At 50.4% G+C, this 19,927-nt stretch carries 19 protein-coding genes; 7 read left to right on the top strand and 12 right to left on the bottom strand.

What is annotated here, in order from left to right; all coding sequences use genetic code 11:
- Nucleotides 1–43 precede the first annotated feature (43 nt).
- Genes H6G46_RS07340 through H6G46_RS07330 form a run of 3 tightly spaced genes read right to left on the bottom strand, consistent with a single transcriptional unit; the run spans nucleotide 44 to nucleotide 4,159 of the window.
- Nucleotides 44–1,828 carry a diflavin flavoprotein gene (locus tag H6G46_RS07340; protein WP_010871358.1) on the bottom strand — a complete coding sequence of 595 codons (1,785 nt, stop codon included), beginning with the start codon at nucleotides 1,826–1,828 and terminating at the stop codon, nucleotides 44–46.
- A 49-nt stretch (nucleotides 1,829–1,877) separates the two neighbouring features.
- On the bottom strand, nucleotides 1,878–2,396 hold the full coding sequence (locus H6G46_RS07335) for a phosphate-starvation-inducible PsiE family protein (protein WP_010871359.1): 519 nt from the start codon (nucleotides 2,394–2,396) through the stop codon (nucleotides 1,878–1,880).
- A 26-nt stretch (nucleotides 2,397–2,422) separates the two neighbouring features.
- Entirely contained in the window at nucleotides 2,423–4,159 is a 1,737-nt protein-coding gene (locus tag H6G46_RS07330) for a diflavin flavoprotein (protein WP_010871360.1), read from the bottom strand.
- Nucleotides 4,160–4,539: 380 nt separating this feature from the next.
- Between H6G46_RS07330 and ctpB the strand changes: the two genes are divergently transcribed.
- Complete coding sequence (gene ctpB / locus H6G46_RS07325; RefSeq protein WP_010871361.1) at nucleotides 4,540–5,928, top strand: carboxyl-terminal processing protease CtpB; 1,389 nt, start codon at nucleotides 4,540–4,542, stop codon at nucleotides 5,926–5,928.
- A gap of 12 nt (nucleotides 5,929–5,940) precedes the next feature.
- Here ctpB and H6G46_RS07320 read toward each other — a convergent pair whose 3' ends face one another.
- Nucleotides 5,941–6,573, bottom strand: a complete 633-nt coding sequence (locus H6G46_RS07320; RefSeq protein WP_010871362.1) for an L-threonylcarbamoyladenylate synthase — start codon at nucleotides 6,571–6,573, stop codon at nucleotides 5,941–5,943.
- 5 nt (nucleotides 6,574–6,578) lie between these two features.
- Between H6G46_RS07320 and larC the strand changes: the two genes are divergently transcribed.
- Nucleotides 6,579–7,847: a nickel pincer cofactor biosynthesis protein LarC gene (gene larC, locus H6G46_RS07315; RefSeq protein ID WP_010871363.1), complete on the top strand. Its 1,269-nt coding sequence runs from the start codon at nucleotides 6,579–6,581 to the stop codon at nucleotides 7,845–7,847.
- Nucleotides 7,848–7,945: 98 nt separating this feature from the next.
- Here the strand turns inward: larC and H6G46_RS07310 are convergent, their stop codons facing one another.
- The 8 genes from H6G46_RS07310 to H6G46_RS07275 all read right to left on the bottom strand — a co-directional run bounded on the left by H6G46_RS07310 (nucleotide 7,946) and on the right by H6G46_RS07275 (nucleotide 14,105).
- Complete coding sequence (locus H6G46_RS07310) at nucleotides 7,946–8,890, bottom strand: F0F1 ATP synthase subunit gamma (RefSeq protein ID WP_010871364.1); 945 nt, start codon at nucleotides 8,888–8,890, stop codon at nucleotides 7,946–7,948.
- 130 nt (nucleotides 8,891–9,020) lie between these two features.
- Nucleotides 9,021–10,532 (bottom strand): F0F1 ATP synthase subunit alpha, encoded by a 1,512-nt coding sequence (atpA, locus tag H6G46_RS07305; protein WP_010871365.1) that lies wholly within the window; start codon nucleotides 10,530–10,532, stop codon nucleotides 9,021–9,023.
- Nucleotides 10,533–10,592: 60 nt separating this feature from the next.
- Nucleotides 10,593–11,150, bottom strand: coding sequence for an ATP synthase F1 subunit delta (gene atpH / locus H6G46_RS07300; RefSeq protein ID WP_010871366.1), 558 nt, complete (start codon nucleotides 11,148–11,150; stop codon nucleotides 10,593–10,595).
- On the bottom strand, nucleotides 11,150–11,689 hold the full coding sequence (locus H6G46_RS07295) for a F0F1 ATP synthase subunit B (RefSeq protein ID WP_010871367.1): 540 nt from the start codon (nucleotides 11,687–11,689) through the stop codon (nucleotides 11,150–11,152). The genes atpH and H6G46_RS07295 overlap by 1 nt, the downstream gene beginning before the upstream one ends.
- 25 nt (nucleotides 11,690–11,714) lie before the next feature.
- Nucleotides 11,715–12,146, bottom strand: coding sequence for a F0F1 ATP synthase subunit B' (locus H6G46_RS07290; protein WP_010871368.1), 432 nt, complete (start codon nucleotides 12,144–12,146; stop codon nucleotides 11,715–11,717).
- A gap of 116 nt (nucleotides 12,147–12,262) precedes the next feature.
- The gene (gene atpE, locus H6G46_RS07285) at nucleotides 12,263–12,508 is read right to left on the bottom strand and encodes an ATP synthase F0 subunit C (protein WP_010871369.1); all 246 of its coding nucleotides are present in this window, start codon (nucleotides 12,506–12,508) and stop codon (nucleotides 12,263–12,265) included.
- Between the two features lie 191 nt (nucleotides 12,509–12,699).
- Nucleotides 12,700–13,530: a F0F1 ATP synthase subunit A gene (gene atpB / locus H6G46_RS07280; protein WP_010871370.1), complete on the bottom strand. Its 831-nt coding sequence runs from the start codon at nucleotides 13,528–13,530 to the stop codon at nucleotides 12,700–12,702.
- Nucleotides 13,531–13,598: 68 nt separating this feature from the next.
- Nucleotides 13,599–14,105: an ATP synthase subunit I gene (locus tag H6G46_RS07275; RefSeq protein ID WP_199303437.1), complete on the bottom strand. Its 507-nt coding sequence runs from the start codon at nucleotides 14,103–14,105 to the stop codon at nucleotides 13,599–13,601.
- A gap of 210 nt (nucleotides 14,106–14,315) precedes the next feature.
- Between H6G46_RS07275 and H6G46_RS07270 the strand changes: the two genes are divergently transcribed.
- The 5 genes from H6G46_RS07270 to H6G46_RS07250 all read left to right on the top strand — a co-directional run bounded on the left by H6G46_RS07270 (nucleotide 14,316) and on the right by H6G46_RS07250 (nucleotide 19,856).
- On the top strand, nucleotides 14,316–15,689 hold the full coding sequence (locus H6G46_RS07270) for a GTPase (RefSeq protein ID WP_020861376.1): 1,374 nt from the start codon (nucleotides 14,316–14,318) through the stop codon (nucleotides 15,687–15,689).
- A 51-nt stretch (nucleotides 15,690–15,740) separates the two neighbouring features.
- Entirely contained in the window at nucleotides 15,741–17,054 is a 1,314-nt protein-coding gene (locus tag H6G46_RS07265) for a HAMP domain-containing sensor histidine kinase (RefSeq protein WP_010871373.1), read from the top strand.
- A gap of 49 nt (nucleotides 17,055–17,103) precedes the next feature.
- Nucleotides 17,104–18,228, top strand: coding sequence for a DUF4350 domain-containing protein (locus H6G46_RS07260; protein WP_020861377.1), 1,125 nt, complete (start codon nucleotides 17,104–17,106; stop codon nucleotides 18,226–18,228).
- 132 nt (nucleotides 18,229–18,360) lie between these two features.
- Nucleotides 18,361–19,305: a MoxR family ATPase gene (locus H6G46_RS07255; RefSeq protein ID WP_010871375.1), complete on the top strand. Its 945-nt coding sequence runs from the start codon at nucleotides 18,361–18,363 to the stop codon at nucleotides 19,303–19,305.
- Between the two features lie 194 nt (nucleotides 19,306–19,499).
- Entirely contained in the window at nucleotides 19,500–19,856 is a 357-nt protein-coding gene (locus H6G46_RS07250; RefSeq protein WP_010871376.1) for an iron-sulfur cluster assembly accessory protein, read from the top strand.
- Nucleotides 19,857–19,927 lie beyond the last annotated feature (71 nt).

The following is a 19,927-nucleotide window of genomic DNA, read 5'->3' as shown; positions in this document are numbered from 1 at the left end:
AGGTTAGAAACTGCTAGCGAGTTGATCACAACCATGACAGCGCCTAATATTGTCCCCCCGATTTGCGGTGTCGTATGGCAGTGATGCCGTTGGGTTGTAACACTTGTCCGGCCTGAACTGTTGCATAAACCAGGACATGATCGCCTATATTCGACCAAGATTGGACGAGGCATTCAAGATAAGCCAGCGCCTCCGCTAGAATCAGACAGCCATTCTGGGTTGAATAATGTTCCAATCTGCTGAAGGGATTATCCCCATCTTTCGGCAGGGGCTGGTGATCAAAATGACGCCGTACACTCCTACCTTCCTGCAGAAGATTGAGCACAAAAGCCTTATTTTGTCCGGCCAAACCGTAGGCATCAAATTCGCCCGGAATTGCGAGCATAATGCCAGGGGGAGTGAAGCTGGCTTGGGAAACCCAGGAGGTCAAAATCCCTTGATGGCGGCCAGTTGTTTGGGTTGTAACCACACCAATGGAGCCGATAATACGTCCCACTGCCTGCTGAGTGCGGTCAGCCTGGGTTTCGGTAGTGGCTTGACGGGCAATCCTCTGACGCTTGTGGGTACGGAGTTGCCGCGCGAAATTTGCGCCAGAGGTTGTGCAAACATCTAGGGCATCGAGATTGGGACTGAATTGGATGCGGATGGCCTCAAAGCCGAAGCGATAGCCGCCATCTTTTAGCTTATTTTCAATCAAATCAATAGCTTCACCGCTCCAGCCATAGGAACCAAAGACTCCGGCCAATTTAGTTTTGGTTGCGGAAGATAAAACAATCCCTAATGCCGTTTGGATTTGAACGGGGGCATGGCTCCCCAGGGTAGGAGAACCGACAATAAAACCATCACAGGCCTGAATTGCTTCGACAATTTCGTTTGGTTCTGCGATTTCACAGTTAATTGTTTCGACGGCAACACCGGCCTTGACTAATCCTTGGGCGATCGCCCGGGCCATGGTTGCTGTATTGCCATAGGCGGAAGCATAGATCAATGCTACTTTGAGGGTCTGGCTAGGTTGTTGTTGACACCATTGGCGATAATCACTGTACAGACGACTAAGGCTAAAACGAACCAAGGGGCCATGGCCAGGGGCAATCATTTTCAGCGTTAACGGATCAAACTGATCCAGTGCTGTTTCGACCTGTCTAGTTTGGGGAGCATGCAAACAATCAAAGTAAAAACGGCGATCGCCGCCTAATTGTCGCCAGTCCTCATCAAAAATGGCATCGCCACAAACATGCGTGCCAAACAACTTGTCACTAAAAAGAATCTGGCTACCTGCATCGTAGGCACATAAACCGTCAGGCCAGCGGGGGGTAGGCAAGGTCATCAACTGGAGCTTATGGCCCCGGCCCAAATCCAGCATGTCCTGGGACCGCACGGTCTGGAATCTTTCTTCCCAATGGGGAAAGGTGGCTTTAAGCACCTTCGCCGCAGGACGAGAACAAATAAGCTTGGCCTTGGTTGCCCGACGCAGTAATTGCTCCAGGGTAACCATGCGATTGGGATTAACATGGCTTGCAACAATGTAGTCAAGCTGGGCTAAATCCAAATATTTGGGTAATTCCGCTAGATACAAATCACAAAATGACTCTCCCGGAGGATCAATCAATGCCGTATGGTCGGCCTGAATCAGATAGGAATTAGAAGTAGTGCCCCGACGGCGACCATATTCCACCTCAAATTTAAGTCGATCCCAGAGGCGAGACCGTAACACTTTGGTTTGAGGGGCAATTTCCGCAACCTGAATATCCCGAGGCAGGGAAGCAACGAAAATTGAATCTGACGGACTATGCAAAGCTTGGGAAAGACCACCAATTGGAGAAATCATGGATTTAACCTCGAATAAAGACAAGAGGGAGCGGGGATGGTCAAGATAATCAAATTGATGGGGACTCCTTACCAGACTGACGAATTTGATGGCGGCGGGAGATTTCCCGTTCAGGATCGACCCCTTCAAACGTGGGGGGTAACCAAACCCGCACTACGAGCAAAACACCCAGAATGAGCAGAAATGAACAAGCTGCCAGCACTTGCTCCCAAGGCACTTCCAGAACGCCCCGGACAATAATTTCTCTTAGAACCGAAACAATTGAGACTTCCACTGCAACTCCGATGGAAACCCGGTGTTCCTGCAGATAAATAATCAGCAATCGAAACAGTTCCACTAAAATCAGCAGAAATAAAATGTCGGCGGTGACCCGGGGAAAATCCAGGGGAGGAAAAAGGGAGACAAACATTTCCCGCAACTGCATCACCATAAAACTGAACAGGCCGACGCAAAGGGAAATCACAATAAAGTCCTGCACCGTTTCCAGTAGACGCACCACCACGGCACGACTGAAATATAGGAGAGTAGGCTTTGCGTCCGAATCCACATTGGTTGAGAGGAGTTGCATGAGAAAATCCCAGGTAGAAGGTGAACTTAGTAGTGGTTGCCCAGTTTGCGGTGGTGAGTGGCGGTTAGGGCATTCAATTTGGCGACTCGTCCAGTTTGTATGGTGCTGTAGACCAACCAATGGTCATTGCCATCAAGACGGGAGGTAACCTCACATTCCAGATAAGCTAGGGTTTCCAACAGGATCGGAGAACCGTTCTGGGCAGGATAGGTGTTAACTCCGGCAAAGCGGTCTGCCCCTGGGGGAAAACGGAGGAGGAAATGGCGCATGAGGCTTTGATAGTTGTCCTCTTCCAGCACATTGAGCACGAAAGTATCGCCGGGATGGAGTAATGATTCGATCGCCCGGTCTTTGGCCACTGCAATGACAATGCCCAGGGGTTCAAAGCTGCCTTGAATCACCCAGGAAGCTAACATGGCACTCCGCACATCTCCCTTTTGAGCGGTTAAAATATACAGTCCAGTGCTGAGGCGACCGATCGCCTGATTGAGTTCTGGATCAAGGTCTGTATTTGCCTGCTGGGATTGTTTCTGGGTGAGGTACTGGCCCAGATCGGTACCCGCTTCACGGCAAAGCTGATCCGTGGCGGCCGTTGGTTCGGTCTTGAGCAAAATTGGCTCAAAGGCTTCTTGCAAACCCAATTCCTGGAAGCGATTGCGGAGGGGGTAAATGGGCTCATCCTGTCCTCCCCCGCTTTCAAACAGGCCGATAACTTGTTTGGGATGTACCGCCGCTAAAATGGTGCCCAACAAAGGGTCTAGGGTGGTTGAAGTGGAAGATTGGGGAGGCATACCAACCACCAGGCCTGCCGCACATTGGGCCAGGGTACGAACCTCGTGGGTATCCGCCACACTTAGATCGACTAGTTCAATGGCCACACCGGTTTTACTGATGCCATCGGCAATGGTCTGCACCAGGCGATCGCTCACCCCATACCCATCTACATAAAATAGGGCCACAAAGGTTTCAGCTTTGACCTGGTTTTGACTCCAGGCATCGTACTGTCCAAGCCAATGGGAAATGTGATGTTGCAATAGCGGCCCATGGCCCGTTGCCACTAGAACAACCTGCAGCGGTGCAATGCGTTTTAATGCCATCAACACCGAGCGGGCATTGGAGCCCATCAAGCAATTGTAATAGTATTGGAAATCAGGTTCGAGTCGTTCTGGCGTTTCATCGAAAAGGGAATCATCGCAATAGTGCATGCCAAAAACATCGCAGGTATAGAGTACCTGGGTACCCGAGTCATAGGTCAAAATTGTGTCGGGCCAATGCAAATTGGGCGCTGAAATAAATTGCAACTCATGGCCCTGGCCCAAATCCAGGCTGTGGCCACTTTTGACAATCTGTGACTCAAAAGGTCGGTGTACGAGCTTTTCCAAGAATTGGATGGCCACCTTGGAGCCCACCACCGTCACCTGGGGGGCCAGTTCTAAGAGGTCTGGAATCAGTCCACTGTGGTCTGGTTCTGTATGATTGACGATCAAATAGTCGAGACTTCTGAGATCAACTAGATCCTGCAACAGTTGCAAGTAGACGGCCTCAAACTTGCGATGGGACGTGTCGATGAGGGCCGTTTTTTCCCCTCGGATTAAAAATGAGTTGTAGGTTGTGCCATGGCGTAACTCAAACTCAATATCAAAGCGATCCCGATCCCAGTCAAGGCAACGAATCGCTGTGGTGTGGGCTGCAATGTCCGCGGTTTGGAGTGTTAAGCGGGGCTGGACAGCAGCAGAGGTTGGAGAATCAATTAGGGTAACCATAGAAAACTTTGTGGTTTTTCAAGCAAGTTCGCTGCTGACTTCTATGGTGCTGTGGATACTGGATTCTGTAAAATGTCAATATCTAAATAAAAAAATTAGTTTTTCTTATAACTAAAGTTTTAATTAATCAGTCAACTTAATCTATCGAGAGGGCTCTATGGCTTGGGTTAATATCGGCGGAGCCCATTGAGGCCAGTGAATGGAAGATGCCTTTTTTGGTGGCTCCATCTTGCCCACGAACTAGATTTTTCTTGCTAGGATTGGGCTTAAATGGTTTAGTCCCCCGTTTTTGGGAAGGAATTTTGCCCTCCGCCATGCCAGTGGCCCATTGCATCGGACTTGACTATTTGTCTGCCTCCCTTTGACCTACCCTGCCTTCCATGAGTCCCCATTTGCTTTGTCTTCGTCCTTTGGTTGCCGCTTTAGTCTTCGGTTTGGGTTTGGGCACTGCCCTCAGGCCCGCCCTCAGCGCTCCCAACGTGATCAACCCCGATAGTCCTACGTTGGCGACTCCCAAGGACAAAGATAGTGGTGTATCCGATAACGTTACCCTCCTGGAAAATAGTCCCAAGGCAGTGGTGGATGAGGTATGGCAGTTAGTCAATCAGCAATTTGTTGATAAGGACTTTAACCATTCCAACTGGTTGTCCAAACGCCAGGAATTATTAGGGCGCAATTACCAGGATAATGCTGAGGCTTACCGACAAATTGGGCGCATATTGAAGGATTTGAATGACCCCTATACCCGTTTTCTGTCTCCGGAGGAATTTGCCATCCTCAGCAGTCAAACATCAGGGGAAGCTTCCGGGGTAGGAATCCGGGTGTTGATGGATAAACGTAGTAGTGATTTGGTGGTGGTGGATGTGATGCGGGGCACCCCGGCTTTGAAAGCAGGCATTCGCCCTGGCGATCGCATTGTGCGCATCAATGGCCAACCGGCGGCTTTGATGTCCTTGGAGCAAGCCACAGAGGCAATTCAAGGGGAGATTGGCACCGAATTGAGCCTGCAACTTTCCCGCCCCAAAAGCGGTGTTTTCAGTGTCACCCTCAAACGAGAAAATATCGAAATTGATTCTGTGACCTATAACGTCAAGGAAGAAGGGGAATTACGGGTGGGCTACATCCGCCTGGATGAATTTAGCTCCCATTCCGCTGAGCAGATGGAAAAGGCCATTACGGAACTCAATAAAAGTCGCATTAGCGGCTATGTGCTAGACCTACGGGGTAACCCAGGGGGCTTGTTACTTTCCAGCATTGACATTGCCCGTCTGTGGCTCAACCGGGGGGAAATCGTCAGTACTATTGACCGGCGGGGAGGCGATCGCCATTTTTCAGCCAACGGCAGAAGTCTCACGGATTTACCCTTAGTGGTGTTGGTTAATGAGCGGTCCGCCAGTGCCAGTGAAATTTTGGCCGGGGCATTGAAAGAACAGGGAAGGGCCACGGTGGTGGGTACTGCTACCTATGGGAAAGGTACGGTGCAATCGGTTAACACTTTGTCCGACGGCTCCGGTTTGGCGGTTACCATTGCTCGTTACTATCCCCCCAGTGGCACCGACATTAATCGAAAAGGCATCAGTCCCGACATTCATTTGGATATTTCCAACGATACCAAGCTACAGTTTCGTAACGACCCAGAATTAATGGCCACGGAGATTGATCCGCAGTATCAGCGGGCTATTAGTGTGTTGCGCCAACATCGCCATAGCCTGGGGCTGCCGCCGGCCAAAGACCTGGGCATAGGGTTATTGGAGCCCAGTCAACTTTAATCAAATTCCGCACTAAAACAAATCTCGCAGGGTTTCCCAACCCAGCCCTTCCCGCACCACTTTGGGTTCTTTGTCGGTGAAATCAATAATGCTGGAAGTTTGATAGCCCGGCTCCCGGTCATCGTCAATGATGATGTCCACCAATTTGTCAAATAGGTCAAACAGTTTCGCCTTTTCCGCCATAACAAACTCATCTTGATCCGGCAAATGGGCAGAGGTGGAGATGATCGGATTGCCCAGGCTTTGCAGAATTTCTTGGCAAATAGGGCGATCGGGCACCCTTATGCCGGTGGTTTTTCGCTTCGGCTCCACCACTAGCTTGGGCACTTGCTTGGTGGCCGGAAGAAGAAAAGTATAGGGTCCAGGTATTAACTTACGCATGAGTCGATAGGCATCGTCCGCCACCACTGCATATTCCGCAATGTTAGACAGGGACGAACACAAAAACGTTAACGGTTTATTATTGGAGAGTTGCTTCAGTTGTCTAACCCGTTGAACGGCATTTTTATCGTTGAGGTCACAACCGATGGCATAGACCGTGTCGGTGGGGTAAAGCATAATTGCCCCCTGGCGGAGACTTTTGCAAATCATTTCCACAGTGCGTTGTTGGGGGGTTTCGGGGTGAAGATTATAAAAGGTGGCCATTTTTTATGGGTTTGATTGCCTATTTTGACTGTCCCACAGGGATTTCTGGTGATATGTGCCTGGGGGCTTTGGTGTCGGCGGGGGTTCCCCTAGAATACCTGATGGAGAAACTGGCTCCGTTGGGTTTAACAGATGAATATCGCTTGACGGCGGGTCTGGTGCAAAAACAAGGTCAGGCCGCCACCAAGGTAGAAGTAAAACTCCTTAATGACCACCACTCCCACGGCCCTGGTCACCATGGAATGCGTCATCTACCAGAAATAGAACAGTTAATCAAACAGGCTAATTTACCTGCTCGGGTCAGTCGCTGGAGTTTGGCCATTTTCCATCAACTGGCGATCGCCGAAGGGGAAGTCCACGGCATTGAGCCAGAGGCAGTACATTTCCATGAAGTAGGGGCCACCGATGCCATTGTGGACATTGTGGGTACCTGTTTGGGGCTGGATTATCTAGGGATCGATCAATGTTACTGGTCTGCTTTGCCCACGGGCAGTGGTACGGTGCGGGCCGCCCATGGGGATTTACCGGTTCCAGTCCCGGCGGTATTAAAACTTTGGCAAACTCGCCAAGTACCAGTTTACGACAATGGTTTGACGGGGGAATTGGTTACTCCCACCGGAGCGGCGATCGCCGTTACCCTAGCTAGCCAATTTGGCCCTAAACCCCCATTGAATCTGCACAAAGTCGGGCTGGGCGCAGGGAGTAAAGACTTCCCATTGGCCAATATTCTCCGGCTCTGGATCGGAACAGAAATTACGCCCCACAATCACCCCCTATCTTCGGAAGCTCCCTTTGGTCAACTGGAAACCATCACTGTACTAGAAACCCAATTGGATGACATCCAACCCCAGGCAGTGGGTTATCTGCTGGAAAGTTTGCTACACCAAGGGGCGATCGATGTTTTTACCCAGGCGATCGCCATGAAAAAATCCCGCCCTGGCATTTTACTCACTGTCCTCTGTGCGCCAGAAAATCAAAATCACTGCCTCAATTTACTGTTCCGGGAAACCACTAGCCTTGGTGTGCGGGTGCGCCAACAACAACGCTACGCCCTAGAGCGGGAATGGCAAACCGTAGTTATTCCCCATGGTCCCATCCGCATAAAAGTAGCCTACGGTTATCAAGCCGGTAAAAAAATTATTCTCAATGCCCACCCAGAATTTGCCGACTGTGCCGCCCTTGCTAAAGCCACCGGCCAACCCTGGCAGTTGATTCACCAACAGGCGATCGGCGCTTGGTCAAATCTCAACAAAGAATTGTCACCTGAATCTTAATATCAGTATGTCCGAAGCGTTAGAGAGGCATGAAGGCCCTGAAGTAAAAAACTCCCGCTAGTTCAAGCAGGAGTGCAACGAAAAGATCACTAAATGGGTTAGAGGGAATTAGCCCCTGCTACCACTTCCAACAATTCTTGGGTAATGGCCGCCTGCCGGGCTTTGTTATAGGACAGGGTCAAAGTCCCGATCAACTGTCCAGCGTTGTCACTGGCATTACTCATGGCTGTCATTCGAGCCGCCAACTCACTGGCGGCGGATTCCTGCAAAGCCCGCAATAACTGGTTGGTGTTGTACAGGGGCAACAGCGCTTCCAGAATTTGCACTGGATCCTGTTCAAAAATCATATCTTGAGGAAAACTTTCCACCGGAGCTTCCACTTTTTCCCGTTCCACTTGGAATTTGCCACCCCTGGTAATCAGGCGAAAAATCTCGTCATCAGGGGCTTCCAATCCTTGGGGAGAGAGGGGGAACAGGGTTTGTACAACAGGTTGGGAGCTAATTAGGGAGACAAACCGAGTGTAAATTAATTCCACCCGATCCACCGTTTCAGATACGAATAGAGCCACTAGGGAATCGGCAATCTGAGCCGCTTCGGATGCATTGGGAATTTGCTCCAAATTGGCATAGCTGGCGGCTACATCATAGTCCCGCCGGCCAAAATATTGCTTGGCTTTACTGCCCACCAGTACCAGCTTGACGGCAATGCCTTGGTTTTTTAATTCCTTGGCCCGTTGCTCAGCCCGCTTAATTGCGTTGACGTTATAACCACCGCACAAACCCCGATCGCCGGTGACCACCAGAAGGGCTACCGCTTTAGGTTCCCGCTGTTCAAACAAAGGTAATTCGGTTTCCGCAAAGGAAAGACGATTTTGTAGGTTATAAAGGACCTGGGCTAAAGCATCGGCAAACGGACGGGTAGAAAGCACCTGTTCCTGGGCACGGCGCACCTTAGCGGCCGCCACCAGACGCATCGCTTCAGTAATTTTTTTTGTATTTTTGACCGACTGAATCCGGTCACGAATCGCTTTAAGGTTAGGCATAGGACGTTACACCCGTTAAATTTATCTTTTTTAATGTTCTGGAGCCTAAATATGAGTCCCTAAAACCAGGGGCGGGGAAAAGTAGAGCTTAGCCCTAGCCCTTTCCCCAACTCACCGACTTGGGCATTGATTAGGCGGCAAAACCTTGGGTGAATTCTTTGATCCCTTCTTTCAACAAAGTTTCTGCTTCGTCGGTCAAAGCTTTGGAGCTATTGATAATTTCTACGTACTTGGCTTTGTTGGCCTTGAGGTAATCCCGCAGACCCTGGGCAAATTCAGTCACTTTGTCCACAGGAATGGTGTCGATGTAACCATTTAAACCGGCATAGCTAATGGCCACCTGTTCCCACACGGACAAGGGGGAATTTTCTGGTTGCTTCAACAATTGACGCAACCGTTGACCCCGGGCCAATTGGGCTTGGGTGGCGGCATCCAAATCAGAGGCAAACTGGGAGAAGGCTTCCAACTCAGCAAACTGAGCTAGTTCCAGTTTCAATTTACCAGCCACTTTTTTCATGGCTTTGGTTTGGGCGGCGGAACCAACCCGGCTCACTGAAATACCAGCGTTAATAGCAGGACGGAAGCCAGCGTTGAAAAGGTCAGTGGAAAGGAAAATTTGACCATCGGTAATGGAAATTACGTTGGTGGGAATGTAGGCAGATACGTCTCCAGCCTGGGTTTCAATCACCGGTAGGGCGGTCATGCTACCACCGCCGAGGGCATCACTCAATTTGGCGGCCCGCTCCAACAAACGGGAGTGGATGTAGAACACATCACCGGGGTAAGCTTCCCGACCGGGGGGACGACGCATCAACAGGGACATCTGACGGTAAGCCTGGGCTTGCTTGGACAAATCGTCATAGATTACCAAGGTGCTCTTGCCTTGATACATAAAGTGTTCCGCCAAGGTGGCACCGGTGTAGGGGGCCAAATATTGCAGAGTGGCGGGGTCGTTGGCGTTGGCGGCCACCACAATGGTATAGGCCATGGCACCTTTTTCCGTCAGGGTGTCAATGATTTGAGCGACGGTGGAAGCTTTTTGACCGATCGCCACGTAAACACAAATTACGTCTTCGGACTTCTGGTTAATGATGGTGTCAATGGCGATTGCCGTTTTACCGGTCTTACGGTCCCCAATGATCAACTCCCGCTGACCCCGACCAATGGGAATCATGGCATCAATGGCGGTGATGCCGGTTTGCATAGGTTCACAAACGGACTTCCGTTCAATAATTCCAGGGGCCGGGGATTCCAACAAACGGGTAGCGGTGGAACTGATGGGGCCTTTACCGTCGATGGGACGACCGAGGGAATCCACCACCCGGCCCACCATGGCATCCCCAATGGGAATTTGGGCAATCTGACCAGTGGTTTTAACGGTACTGCCCTCTTGGATACCAAAACCATCCCCCATCAATACCGCCCCAACATTGTCCTCCTCTAGGTTTAGGGCAATGCCGATGGTGCCATCTTCAAATTCCAGTAACTCCTGGGACATTACCTGTTCCAGCCCATAGATCCGAGCCGTACCGTCCCCCACCTGGAGCACCGTTCCCACATTGGAAACCTGGACGCTTTGGTCGTAGGACTCAATCTGTTGGCGGATAATACTGCTAATTTCGTCGGGTCTAATGCTTACCATAGTCTTAATTTTCCGTTGAAAAAGTGAATATAAAGGGTCGCTAGGCGACTAAATTAACTGCTAGAGGGCGGTCCCAAGACTTAAACCCACCCGGCGGAGTTGACCCCGTAAACTGGAATCAAACACCTGGGAACCCACTTTGATGACAATGCCACCGAGGATGTCGCCGTCTACTTTGGTTTCTAGTTCCACCGCCTGGGCCCCGGTGAGTTGCTTAACTCTTTCCTTCACCTGATCCTTTTGGGCATCGGTGAGTTTGAGGGCGGAGGTGACCTCTGCCAAGACCGTATTGGTGAACTGCCGCAACAGGGCGAGGTACTGCTCACAAATGGCTTCGAGGAAAACAATCCGGCGTTTATCCACCAACAACATTAAGAAGTTGAGAAGATAGCCATTGCCCCCGTCCCCCAGCACGGAGCGGAGCACGGATTTTTTATCTTCGTCCTTGACTACGGGGCTAGAAAGCACCGCCGACAGATCGGGAGAATCTTGGAGCAGGGTCAACAGAGAGCGCAAGTTGTCCCCGAAAACTTCAGTTAAATTCTGCTGTTGGGCCAATCCTATCAACGCCTGGGCGTAGGGTTCAGCAATCTTACTACTGTATAAGGAACCTTTCATTAGCGACCTCCCAATTGGGCAATACTGCGTTCGATTAACCGATCCTGGGTGTCTTCATTCAGGCGATCGCGCAGGTCAGCTTCAGCCTTGGCCACAGCCTGTTCGGCAATACGACGCTTGAGTTCAGCAATCACCCGTTCCTGCTCAGCTCCCAAATCCTGGGCCGCTGCTTCCTGCATCCGCCGCAGATCCGCTTCCGTCTGGGTCGCAATTTCTTGTTTAGCCACCTCTGCCCGTTGCCCAGCTTCTTGGACAATGCGGGCCGCTTCGGCTTTGGCTTGGGCTAGCTTTTTCTCTTCCTCCGCTAAAATCTGAGCAGATTTACGTTGGCGAGTTTCCGCTTCTTCAATGGCATCAGCAATTTTTTGGCGGCGATCGCCAAGGATTTTACCCAAGGTTTTCGGCGCATAGTAAATAATAATTCCCAGCAAAATGGCCAGGTTAAAGAGGTTGGCTTCCAGAAAATCTAAATTGATTCCAAACCCCCCTTCCCCCGCCTCATGGGCTTCGGCCGCTAGGATGAACAAGGTATTAAGCATAATGGCAACTAGATCTATAGGGCACTTATTTAATCAATTCAGGGCCTAACAATTTGTGCAAAATCTGATTACTCAGGGCCGCCACCTCCTGTTCTAAAGAACTCAGAGCCGACTGCCGTTGGGCCTCAATTTCTTGCGCCGCCGTTTCCTTTTGCCGTTGGGATTCCCGTTGGGCCTCCGCAATCTTTTCCGCCGCCAAGCGCCTAGCTTCAGCTTGGGCATCAGCGATCACAGCTTGGGACTGCCGACGGGCATCGGTAATCTGTTGCTCATACTCCTGGGTAATCGCCTTGGCCTTGGCTAACCGCTCCCGGGCATCCTCTTCATTGGTGCGAATGTAATCAGCCCGCTCATCCAAAACCTTATTCATTGGCTTGTAGAAAATAGCATTGAGCAGGAACGCGAGAACCACGAACTGCAATGCCATCAGGGGCAGGGTGGCATCAAAATCAAACATTGTTTTACAAAAACTAGGTCAGGGATTAGCGGAATAATCCCCACAAACCCAACGCATAGCGGATTGGCGGGGGGAGGAGACGCGATCAACTCACGTCTCGGGCTACGAATCCTTCCTTACGCAAAGGGGTTGGCGAACAACAATACGAGGGCAATAACCAGACCGTAAATTGTTAAGGATTCCATAAAAGCCAGGGTCAACAGCAAGGTACCCCGAATTTTTCCTTCAGCTTCAGGCTGGCGAGCAATACCAGAAACGGCTTGACCAGAGGCGTTACCTTGACCAATACCAGGGCCGATCGCCCCTAAACCAACAGCAAGGGCAGCGGCAATGACAGAAGCAGCAGCAACGGTAGAATCCATAATTTTTTCCTTTTAGCTAACAAAACGACAGTAAAGTTTAGGATTTTTGGAGTGAACTTTCGCCAGATTCAAAACATCTCTGGGAAAAGGGCAACTCCTGGGGTGAGCATTGGCCAAGGTAAGCATCGGTTAGGAGAGATCAACCGCAAGGGGTCAAACCACCATGGCCGCAGATATCTTACACCGGAGGGCTAATGCTCTTCACCTTCAGACTCGATCGCCTCATGGATATAGGCTCCGGCTAAAGTGGCAAACACCAAGGCCTGGATTGCACTGGTGAACAATCCCAATGCCATCAGGGGTAAAGGTACAAGTAAAGGGACCAGCAGTACAAGCACTGCCACCACCAACTCGTCCGCAAGGATGTTACCAAATAAACGGAAGCTCAGGGAAAGGGGCTTCGTGAAGTCTTCTAAAATCTTGATGGGTAAGAGAACGGGAATGGGTTGCACGTAGTTGGCGAAATAGCCCAACCCCTTCTTACGGAGACCTGCATAGAAGTAGGCCAAGGAGGTAAGCAACGCCAGGGCAACAGTTGTATTGATATCATTGGTGGGGGCTGCCAATTCAGCTCCGTCGGGGATGTGAATTAGCTTCCAAGGCAAGAGGGCCCCGGACCAGTTAGATACAAAAATAAACAGAAACAATGTGCCGATAAACGGTAGCCAAGGACGGTATTCCTTTTCCCCCAATTGGTTCCGTGCCAGATCCCGGAGGAACTCCAGCACGTATTCCATGAGGTTTTGGATGCCGCTGGGAACCCGTTGCACATTTCGCGTAGCCGCGAGGGAAGCAATTACCAGCAATAAAATGACAAACCAAGAGGTTGCAAATGTTTGCCCGTGTAATTTGAGGTTCCCAATTTCCCAATACCACTGCTGACCCACTTCCAGGGCAGCTAGAGGAAACAAATTTAAAACACTCAAACCAGCTAACATTGTTATTCGGTGAGATTGACGGGGTAAAGAGGAAAGCTGTTGGCCCTCAACAAACCTGAGCAACCAGGAGAGGCTCCCTTGCATAAACTAGGAGGTACTGTCCTGGGGCCAAGCCAGTCCATAGCCCAGACCTTTCTTCAACCTCTCATCGTCTAATCCGCTGCGGGCGTAAACACGCTTTGCAGCATATAGAAAATGATCGCAGCTTTATAGGTTAGGAATCCCAGAAAAATAGGCAAAACCTCGAGGTTTTCCCTTTGGGTGGCAATGATGATGAGCCCAACAAAAACTGCTAAGCCTTTCACCCCAGCCCGCCCAGACTGGGCTCCGATCCTTTCCACATCTTTTGCCAATAGCTTGAGATATACCAGCCCCACCAGTGCTCCGAGCAAATAATTTAAAGCTATATTGAGGGAATAGACCCAGACAACACAGACAAAAATTATCGCCGTAGCTACCAGGGTCCAGGTCAACAACTGCCGTTGCAACCGGTAAAAGTCAGCCATTCCGTTATCCACTACCGTTTCCGCTTCCATAAGCTTCGGGGCAGGAGCACTAGGAAAATTTTGACCCTCGGACGATGGAGTTGGCGGTGTCACACTCTGACTACTAGCAAGGTGAGAAATGGAGTTTGGGCAACGGTCTTCCTTGGTAATCAAGGACCACCTACCCTAAGCCAGAAGCGATCATATCACGCTGTCGCAACGGATTCTTAGTTTTTTGTTTTTTGCCTAGACCCCCAACAAGGACGGCAATCCCCCTGGCGATCGCCAAAGAAAATTGCCAAGATCACCTAGGTGGCTGATTCTGATCATTATCCAAGGCCTACCAGTTGCCCCTATCCCGTCCAGCGTTTTTTCCCAGCGGCTATGGTTCTTCCCCCCAATTCTCCCCAGCCCGAGGTCAACGAAGCCAAAAATCCAGACGAAATTGACCAGGAAATTATTACCCATCCCAATCCCTCCCTAGCCCCGTCCGAACAATCAGAGCAAACTTGGCCAATCCATACCTGGTGGCAAAGTACTCGTCAGCATTTCCAAAATCTCCTTCCCCTGAAATATTGGAAAAAAAAGCTTCTGGACCGCCTCTGGGTGGATGAAGCCGAAATTGCCGACATCTTGACCCAATTGCGCCGGGAATTACCCACCACGGAAGCCCTACTGATCGGTAAACCCCAATCCGGGAAAAGCTCCCTGGTGCGGGGATTAACTGGGGCCTCCGCCGCCATTGTCGGCCAGGGTTTCCAGCCCCATACCCAAAATACGGCCCGCTATGCCTATCCTTCCCCCGAACTTCCCCTATTAGTTTTCACCGACACCGTTGGCTTAGGAGATTTGGGCCACGACACCCAATCCCTAATCGAGGAGCTCAAGGTGGAGTTGGCGGCCCCGGGGGAAGTTAATCCAGCGACGAAAATTTTACTGCTCACGGTCAAAATTACCGATTTTGCCACCGACACTCTCCAGCAAATTATTCAGGATTTAAAAACTGCCTATCCGCAAATTCCCTGCCTGTTGGTGGTGACCTGTCTCCATGAAATTTATCCCCACCCAAGGGATGACCATCCGCCTTATCCCCCCGACCAACCAGAAATAGAACGGGCTTTTGCGGCCATTACCAGCAATTTTGCTCCCTGGGTTGACGGAGCCGTGATGGTGGATTTTACCAGGGAAGAAGATGGCTATAACCCTGAGTTCTATGGTCTAACGACCCTGCGCGATCGCCTGGCGGAGAGATTACCTAAAGCAGAAGCTCAAACCCTCCATCAACTTTTGGATGGGGAAACGGGTAAACGACTGGGGAACATTTACCGGGATGTGGCCCGCCGGTATATTTTGGCCTTTTCTATCATGGCGGCAACCCTGGCCGCAGTGCCTCTCCCCTTTGCAACGATGCCAGTGTTGACGGCGCTCCAAGTTTCCTTGGTGGGACTGCTGGGCAAACTGTACGGCCAAGTGTTAACCCCTTCCCAGGCAGGGGGAGTGGTCAGTGCCATTGCGGGGGGATTTTTGGCACAAGCAGTGGGGCGAGAACTGATCAAATTTGTGCCGGGATTTGGTTCCGTGGTGGCGGCATCCTGGGCGGCAGCCTATACCTGGTCTTTGGGGGAGGGAGCCTGCGTCTATTTTGGCGATTTGATGGGGGGGAAAAAACCAGATCCCCAAAAGATCCAAGCGGTGATGCGAAATGCTTTCCAAGAAGCCCAAAACCGATTTAAAAATCCCCCCAGTGGCCATAATTAGGTTAGGTTCTCCCAAGGCCATGGCCACAAAAAATTGGAGCGATCACCATCCATGTTCAGATTTGTTCAGGGGCAGGCCCCCCATGCCCTGCACACGTTGGGAACGGGGGCGGCACTTAGTTGGTTTAAAAGTATTTGTCTGATTTTGGCGGATAACCAGATTCAGTGCCGTGTTTGGGCTAAGTTTAATGGGCAATCCCCCTGGCAAAAGGCGATCGCCGACTATAGTCAAACGGGGTTATTGAGCCATTTATATTGGTGTCGTTCCGGGGGGGAACCGGGGCCGGTGGCGGGATTGGGACTGAACCTAAAAACAACTATCAGTCCATTGCTTTTAGAAGTTGATACCCATTGGCACGGGGAAAGTTTTTTTTGTTTTCTCAGTTCGGACATCAGCCTGTTAATTTTGCTGAATGAATCCCCAGAAAACCCCAAAGTGGTAAATATTTTGCAAAGCTTTTCCCCCCGGTTGATTGGACATTTTTTGAGTCAACTAAAGCAATTATTGGTGGTGGCGGACGATTTACCAGTGGATTTGTTCGCAACGGAAGAACTCCCCCCCAGCGCTGATTTAGATCTGGTTAACCAATTGGTGCAAGGGATGGGACCACCCCTTAGAAAAAGTACGGCCGATGATCCTAAGCCGTCAAATTACACGGCGATCGCCAACTCCTTTGGAATTAGTTTAATTAGAGAATTGGGTATTCCCCTGACCAATGCGAAAACAGCTTTACAATTGCTGGAATCTTTTCAACAAAAAAAGGAACTCCGCCAGCGATATTTAGACTTAATTAGGCAAAACTGCGATCGCCAAACGGATTTGATCACTGGCTTGCAGGACTTGTTGGAAATTGATGCCACTGCCCCCTCCCCGGAATCGGTGCCCATTGCCGATTGCATTAGGAGTGTAATCGGTATTTACCAACCCATTGCCGCTGAAAAATCAATCACCTTAAATTCCACTGTGGTAGAAAACTGTCCTCCAGTGGCCTGTTCTCGGGCGGATTTGCAAGCCATACTGCAAAGATTGCTGGAAAATGCCCTGCAATTCACTGACCCTGGGGGGCAGGTACAAATTAAAGCCTATCACCAGGGATTTCAGGTGGAAATTGTGGTGAATGATAATGGTTGTGGCATTGCCATGGCGGACATTCCCCATTTATTTGATTGTTTTTTCCGGGGTCAAAATACGTCCTCGGCAACCCAGGGAGCGGGGCTTGGTTTGACCATTGTCCATCGCCTAGTGGAACGTTGGAGCGGCAAAATTACTGTCCACAGTCGCCCCAAACAAGGTAGTAATTTCCACATTTTTTTGCCAGCTATGGTGGATAATTCCCTCGGCCACCGTTTTGTCCTCAGTAACTAGGTTTTACGCTCTGATGTCGTGATTTGTGGGTCTTGATCCGCCGTTGCCAATGTTGTTTAAATCCCGCCGTAATCTGGTTATTCTTCTGGCGATCGCCGTGGTGGCGGTGGCGGCGCTGCTGTGGACTGGGCCGGGCCAGGCCGACCATCTGCAAGGGTCCACCTATAGTACTACTCCAGGGGGCTATGGGGCTTGGTGGCAATGGATGGAAAAAGCTGGAACTCCGGTGCAACGATGGCGCAAACCCGGAGACAAGTTAACGACCCTCTCTAGTCCGGCAACTTTGCTGAAAATTAACCCTAGGTCCATCCTCAACTTTTCTCCCTATGATGACGGTGGCAGTATTAACCCCAGCGAATCTGAATGGGTAGCCCAGGGTAATCGTTTGGTTTACCTGGGACGATGGGCGGAATTAACCGATGCTCCCTTTACCCAAACCGTAGTAACAGACCAGGGCCCCATAAGTATTCAGGGAAGACGGAGATCGCCACAGCAGGAAGGCAAAATATTAGCGGACAAATACGGCACCTTAATTTGGCGGCAACGGCAAGGCAAAGGAGAAATTATCTGGGTAGTACCTCCCTTTTTGGCGGCTAATGCTTTTCAGGATGAACCGGCTAACTTTGCCCTGCTCCAATCTTTGCTAACTGAAGGCCATAATCCCCTGTGGGTGGATGAATATTTACACGGCTATAAGGACGCAGAAACTCTCCAGCAGGAAGGGGTGGAATCGGTGTGGGCCTATCTGCAAAACACTCCCCTACTACTCATTTTTCTGCAATCCTTAGTGGTGGTGACACTCCTAGCTATTTTTGGGAATCGGCGTTTTGGCCAACCCCAAACTCCCCCTAGCCTGGCCAGTAACAATAACCAAGCCTATATCAATGCCCTCGCCCAGGTCTTGGAAAAAGGCGATCGCCCCCAATTTGTGGTGCAACAGTTGCTCCAGGCAGAAAGTCCTTCCCTAGAGAGACGATTGGGTAACTTGCCCACAGCCCAGGCCAGGGAAGCAATGGCGGCCTTGCTGACCAACCTTAGCCAGCCAGACAAATTGCCCAAACAGGAAGCTGACTTAAGGGTATGGTTAAAACAATGGCAACAACTACAAGCCCAACTGCCCCCCTCCAGCTCAAATCCATCGGGTAAGGTCCTCAAATCCAGTGCGGCAGAGTAACCGATTAAGTTTAAGTTAATATTTTGTGCTCGGTTCGGTGTTTTTAGGTGTTAATTTATGGCCTTTGCCAATAAATTTTGCTAGAAGTACCATTGCCATCAATTTCTTGATTTTTTCCCTTGACCAAACCCTATGACCCGTCCCCTGTTTAACGAACTCCGTGGCCATTTGGAAGCATTTTTGGTGGGTCAACCCCATCTCATCCAAGAATTATTGGTGGCCCTGTTGGCAGGGGGCCATGTGATCATTGAGGGGGTGCCGGGGACAGGCAAAACCCTGTTGGTGAAACTTCTAGCCCAATCAATTCAATCCCAATTTAGGCGGGTACAACTGACTCCAGATATGTTGCCCTCCGATATGGTGGGGGTAAACGTGTTTGACTTCAACCAGCAAGCCTTTAGCCTCAAACAGGGCCCTGTATTTACGGAAATTTTGCTGGCAGATGAAATTAACCGCACTCCCCCCAAAACCCAGTCCGCCCTGCTTGAAGCGATGGAAGAGCAACAGGTGACCCTCGATGGTCATACCTATGCCCTGCCGCCTTTATTCTGGGTGGTGGCCACCCAAAACCCCTTGGAATTTGAAGGTACCTATCCCTTGCCAGAAGCCCAACTAGACCGCTTTTTATTTAAGCTAGTGGTGGACTATCCTCCCCCGGCCGCGGCCAAACAAATGTTGGTCAATTTTCAGCAGGGTTTCCACGCCCAACGACAAGACCTGGAACAGTTAACCGCCATTGCCACCGTAGAAGAAATTTTGGCTAGTCGGCGATCAGTAGAAGATATTGCGGTGGATGAAAAACTATTGGATTATCTCTTGGCCCTGGTGGAAAAAACCCGCTATCATCCCGATATTCTGATTGGAGCTTCCCCTAGGGCCTCCCTCCGTTGGTTGCAAGCCGCAAAGGCCGATGCTTGGCTTAATGGCCAGGAATATTTACTGCCGGATAATCTCAAAACCGTTGCTCCGCCGTTATTGCGCCACCGTTTAATTCTAAGGCCGGAAGCCCAGCTTGATGGCATTGGCATTGATGAAGTGATCACCGCCATTCTGGAGCAGACCCCGGTGCCCCGTTGACAAAGACAATGGCAAAGTTCCATGGCTAATCCCTCATTCGTTGACGACAAAAGAAGAAGTTTAGCCAAGACCCAATTGTTGCCATAGGGAATTTCCGCCCACAGCCTCCCCCGTTGTCGCTAAGATGGAAACTAAAGCTGTTGAATTTACTTTTAATTTTCCTCTAACTTTTGCATAGGAGTTCAAGCCTAACCATGAGCCAAGCCACCGCTACCCAAGCCAAAGGCATCCAACTTTCCGATGCGGCCCTCAAACACCTCCTGGCCCTGAAAGAACAACAGGGCAAAGATCTTTGTTTACGGGTGGGGGTACGTCAAGGGGGCTGTTCTGGCATGTCCTACATGATGGACTTTGAAGAACCGAACCGGGCAACGGAACATGATGAAGTGTTTGATTATGAAGGTTTTCAGATTATCTGCGACCGGAAAAGTTTGCTATATCTCTATGGTTTAATGCTGGACTACAGCAATGCCCTCATTGGTGGAGGGTTCCAGTTTACCAATCCTAATGCTAATCAAACCTGTGGTTGTGGTAAATCCTTTGGGGTTTAAATTTTCATTCTAGTTTTGGCGATCGAACGGTAAAAACACCAGAAAAAATTAGGGTAGGAGTGGTGGCTCCT

It is taken from the genome of Synechocystis sp. FACHB-908, from assembly GCF_014698595.1.
GTDB lineage: Bacteria > Cyanobacteriota > Cyanobacteriia > Cyanobacteriales > Microcystaceae > Synechocystis.
The sequence above is the reverse complement of the archived record's forward strand: the minus strand, read 5'-3'. Positions and strand labels throughout refer to the sequence as shown.

Excerpts from the sequence above, each read along its gene's own strand:
- H6G46_RS07340 (WP_010871358.1), bottom strand. The coding sequence starts at position 1,828 with ATGATTTCTCCAATTGGTGGTCTTTCCCAAGCTTTGCATAGTCCGTCA.
- H6G46_RS07335 (WP_010871359.1), bottom strand. The coding sequence starts at position 2,396 with ATGCAACTCCTCTCAACCAATGTGGATTCGGACGCAAAGCCTACTCTC.
- H6G46_RS07330 (WP_010871360.1), bottom strand. The coding sequence starts at position 4,159 with ATGGTTACCCTAATTGATTCTCCAACCTCTGCTGCTGTCCAGCCCCGC.
- ctpB (WP_010871361.1), top strand. The coding sequence starts at position 4,540 with ATGAGTCCCCATTTGCTTTGTCTTCGTCCTTTGGTTGCCGCTTTAGTC.
- H6G46_RS07320 (WP_010871362.1), bottom strand. The coding sequence starts at position 6,573 with ATGGCCACCTTTTATAATCTTCACCCCGAAACCCCCCAACAACGCACT.
- larC (WP_010871363.1), top strand. The coding sequence starts at position 6,579 with ATGGGTTTGATTGCCTATTTTGACTGTCCCACAGGGATTTCTGGTGAT.
- H6G46_RS07310 (WP_010871364.1), bottom strand. The coding sequence starts at position 8,890 with ATGCCTAACCTTAAAGCGATTCGTGACCGGATTCAGTCGGTCAAAAAT.
- atpA (WP_010871365.1), bottom strand. The coding sequence starts at position 10,532 with ATGGTAAGCATTAGACCCGACGAAATTAGCAGTATTATCCGCCAACAG.
- atpH (WP_010871366.1), bottom strand. The coding sequence starts at position 11,150 with ATGAAAGGTTCCTTATACAGTAGTAAGATTGCTGAACCCTACGCCCAG.
- H6G46_RS07295 (WP_010871367.1), bottom strand. The coding sequence starts at position 11,689 with ATGCTTAATACCTTGTTCATCCTAGCGGCCGAAGCCCATGAGGCGGGG.
- H6G46_RS07290 (WP_010871368.1), bottom strand. The coding sequence starts at position 12,146 with ATGTTTGATTTTGATGCCACCCTGCCCCTGATGGCATTGCAGTTCGTG.
- atpE (WP_010871369.1), bottom strand. The coding sequence starts at position 12,508 with ATGGATTCTACCGTTGCTGCTGCTTCTGTCATTGCCGCTGCCCTTGCT.
- atpB (WP_010871370.1), bottom strand. The coding sequence starts at position 13,530 with ATGCAAGGGAGCCTCTCCTGGTTGCTCAGGTTTGTTGAGGGCCAACAG.
- H6G46_RS07270 (WP_020861376.1), top strand. The coding sequence starts at position 14,316 with ATGGTTCTTCCCCCCAATTCTCCCCAGCCCGAGGTCAACGAAGCCAAA.
- H6G46_RS07265 (WP_010871373.1), top strand. The coding sequence starts at position 15,741 with ATGTTCAGATTTGTTCAGGGGCAGGCCCCCCATGCCCTGCACACGTTG.
- H6G46_RS07260 (WP_020861377.1), top strand. The coding sequence starts at position 17,104 with ATGTTGTTTAAATCCCGCCGTAATCTGGTTATTCTTCTGGCGATCGCC.
- H6G46_RS07255 (WP_010871375.1), top strand. The coding sequence starts at position 18,361 with ATGACCCGTCCCCTGTTTAACGAACTCCGTGGCCATTTGGAAGCATTT.
- H6G46_RS07250 (WP_010871376.1), top strand. The coding sequence starts at position 19,500 with ATGAGCCAAGCCACCGCTACCCAAGCCAAAGGCATCCAACTTTCCGAT.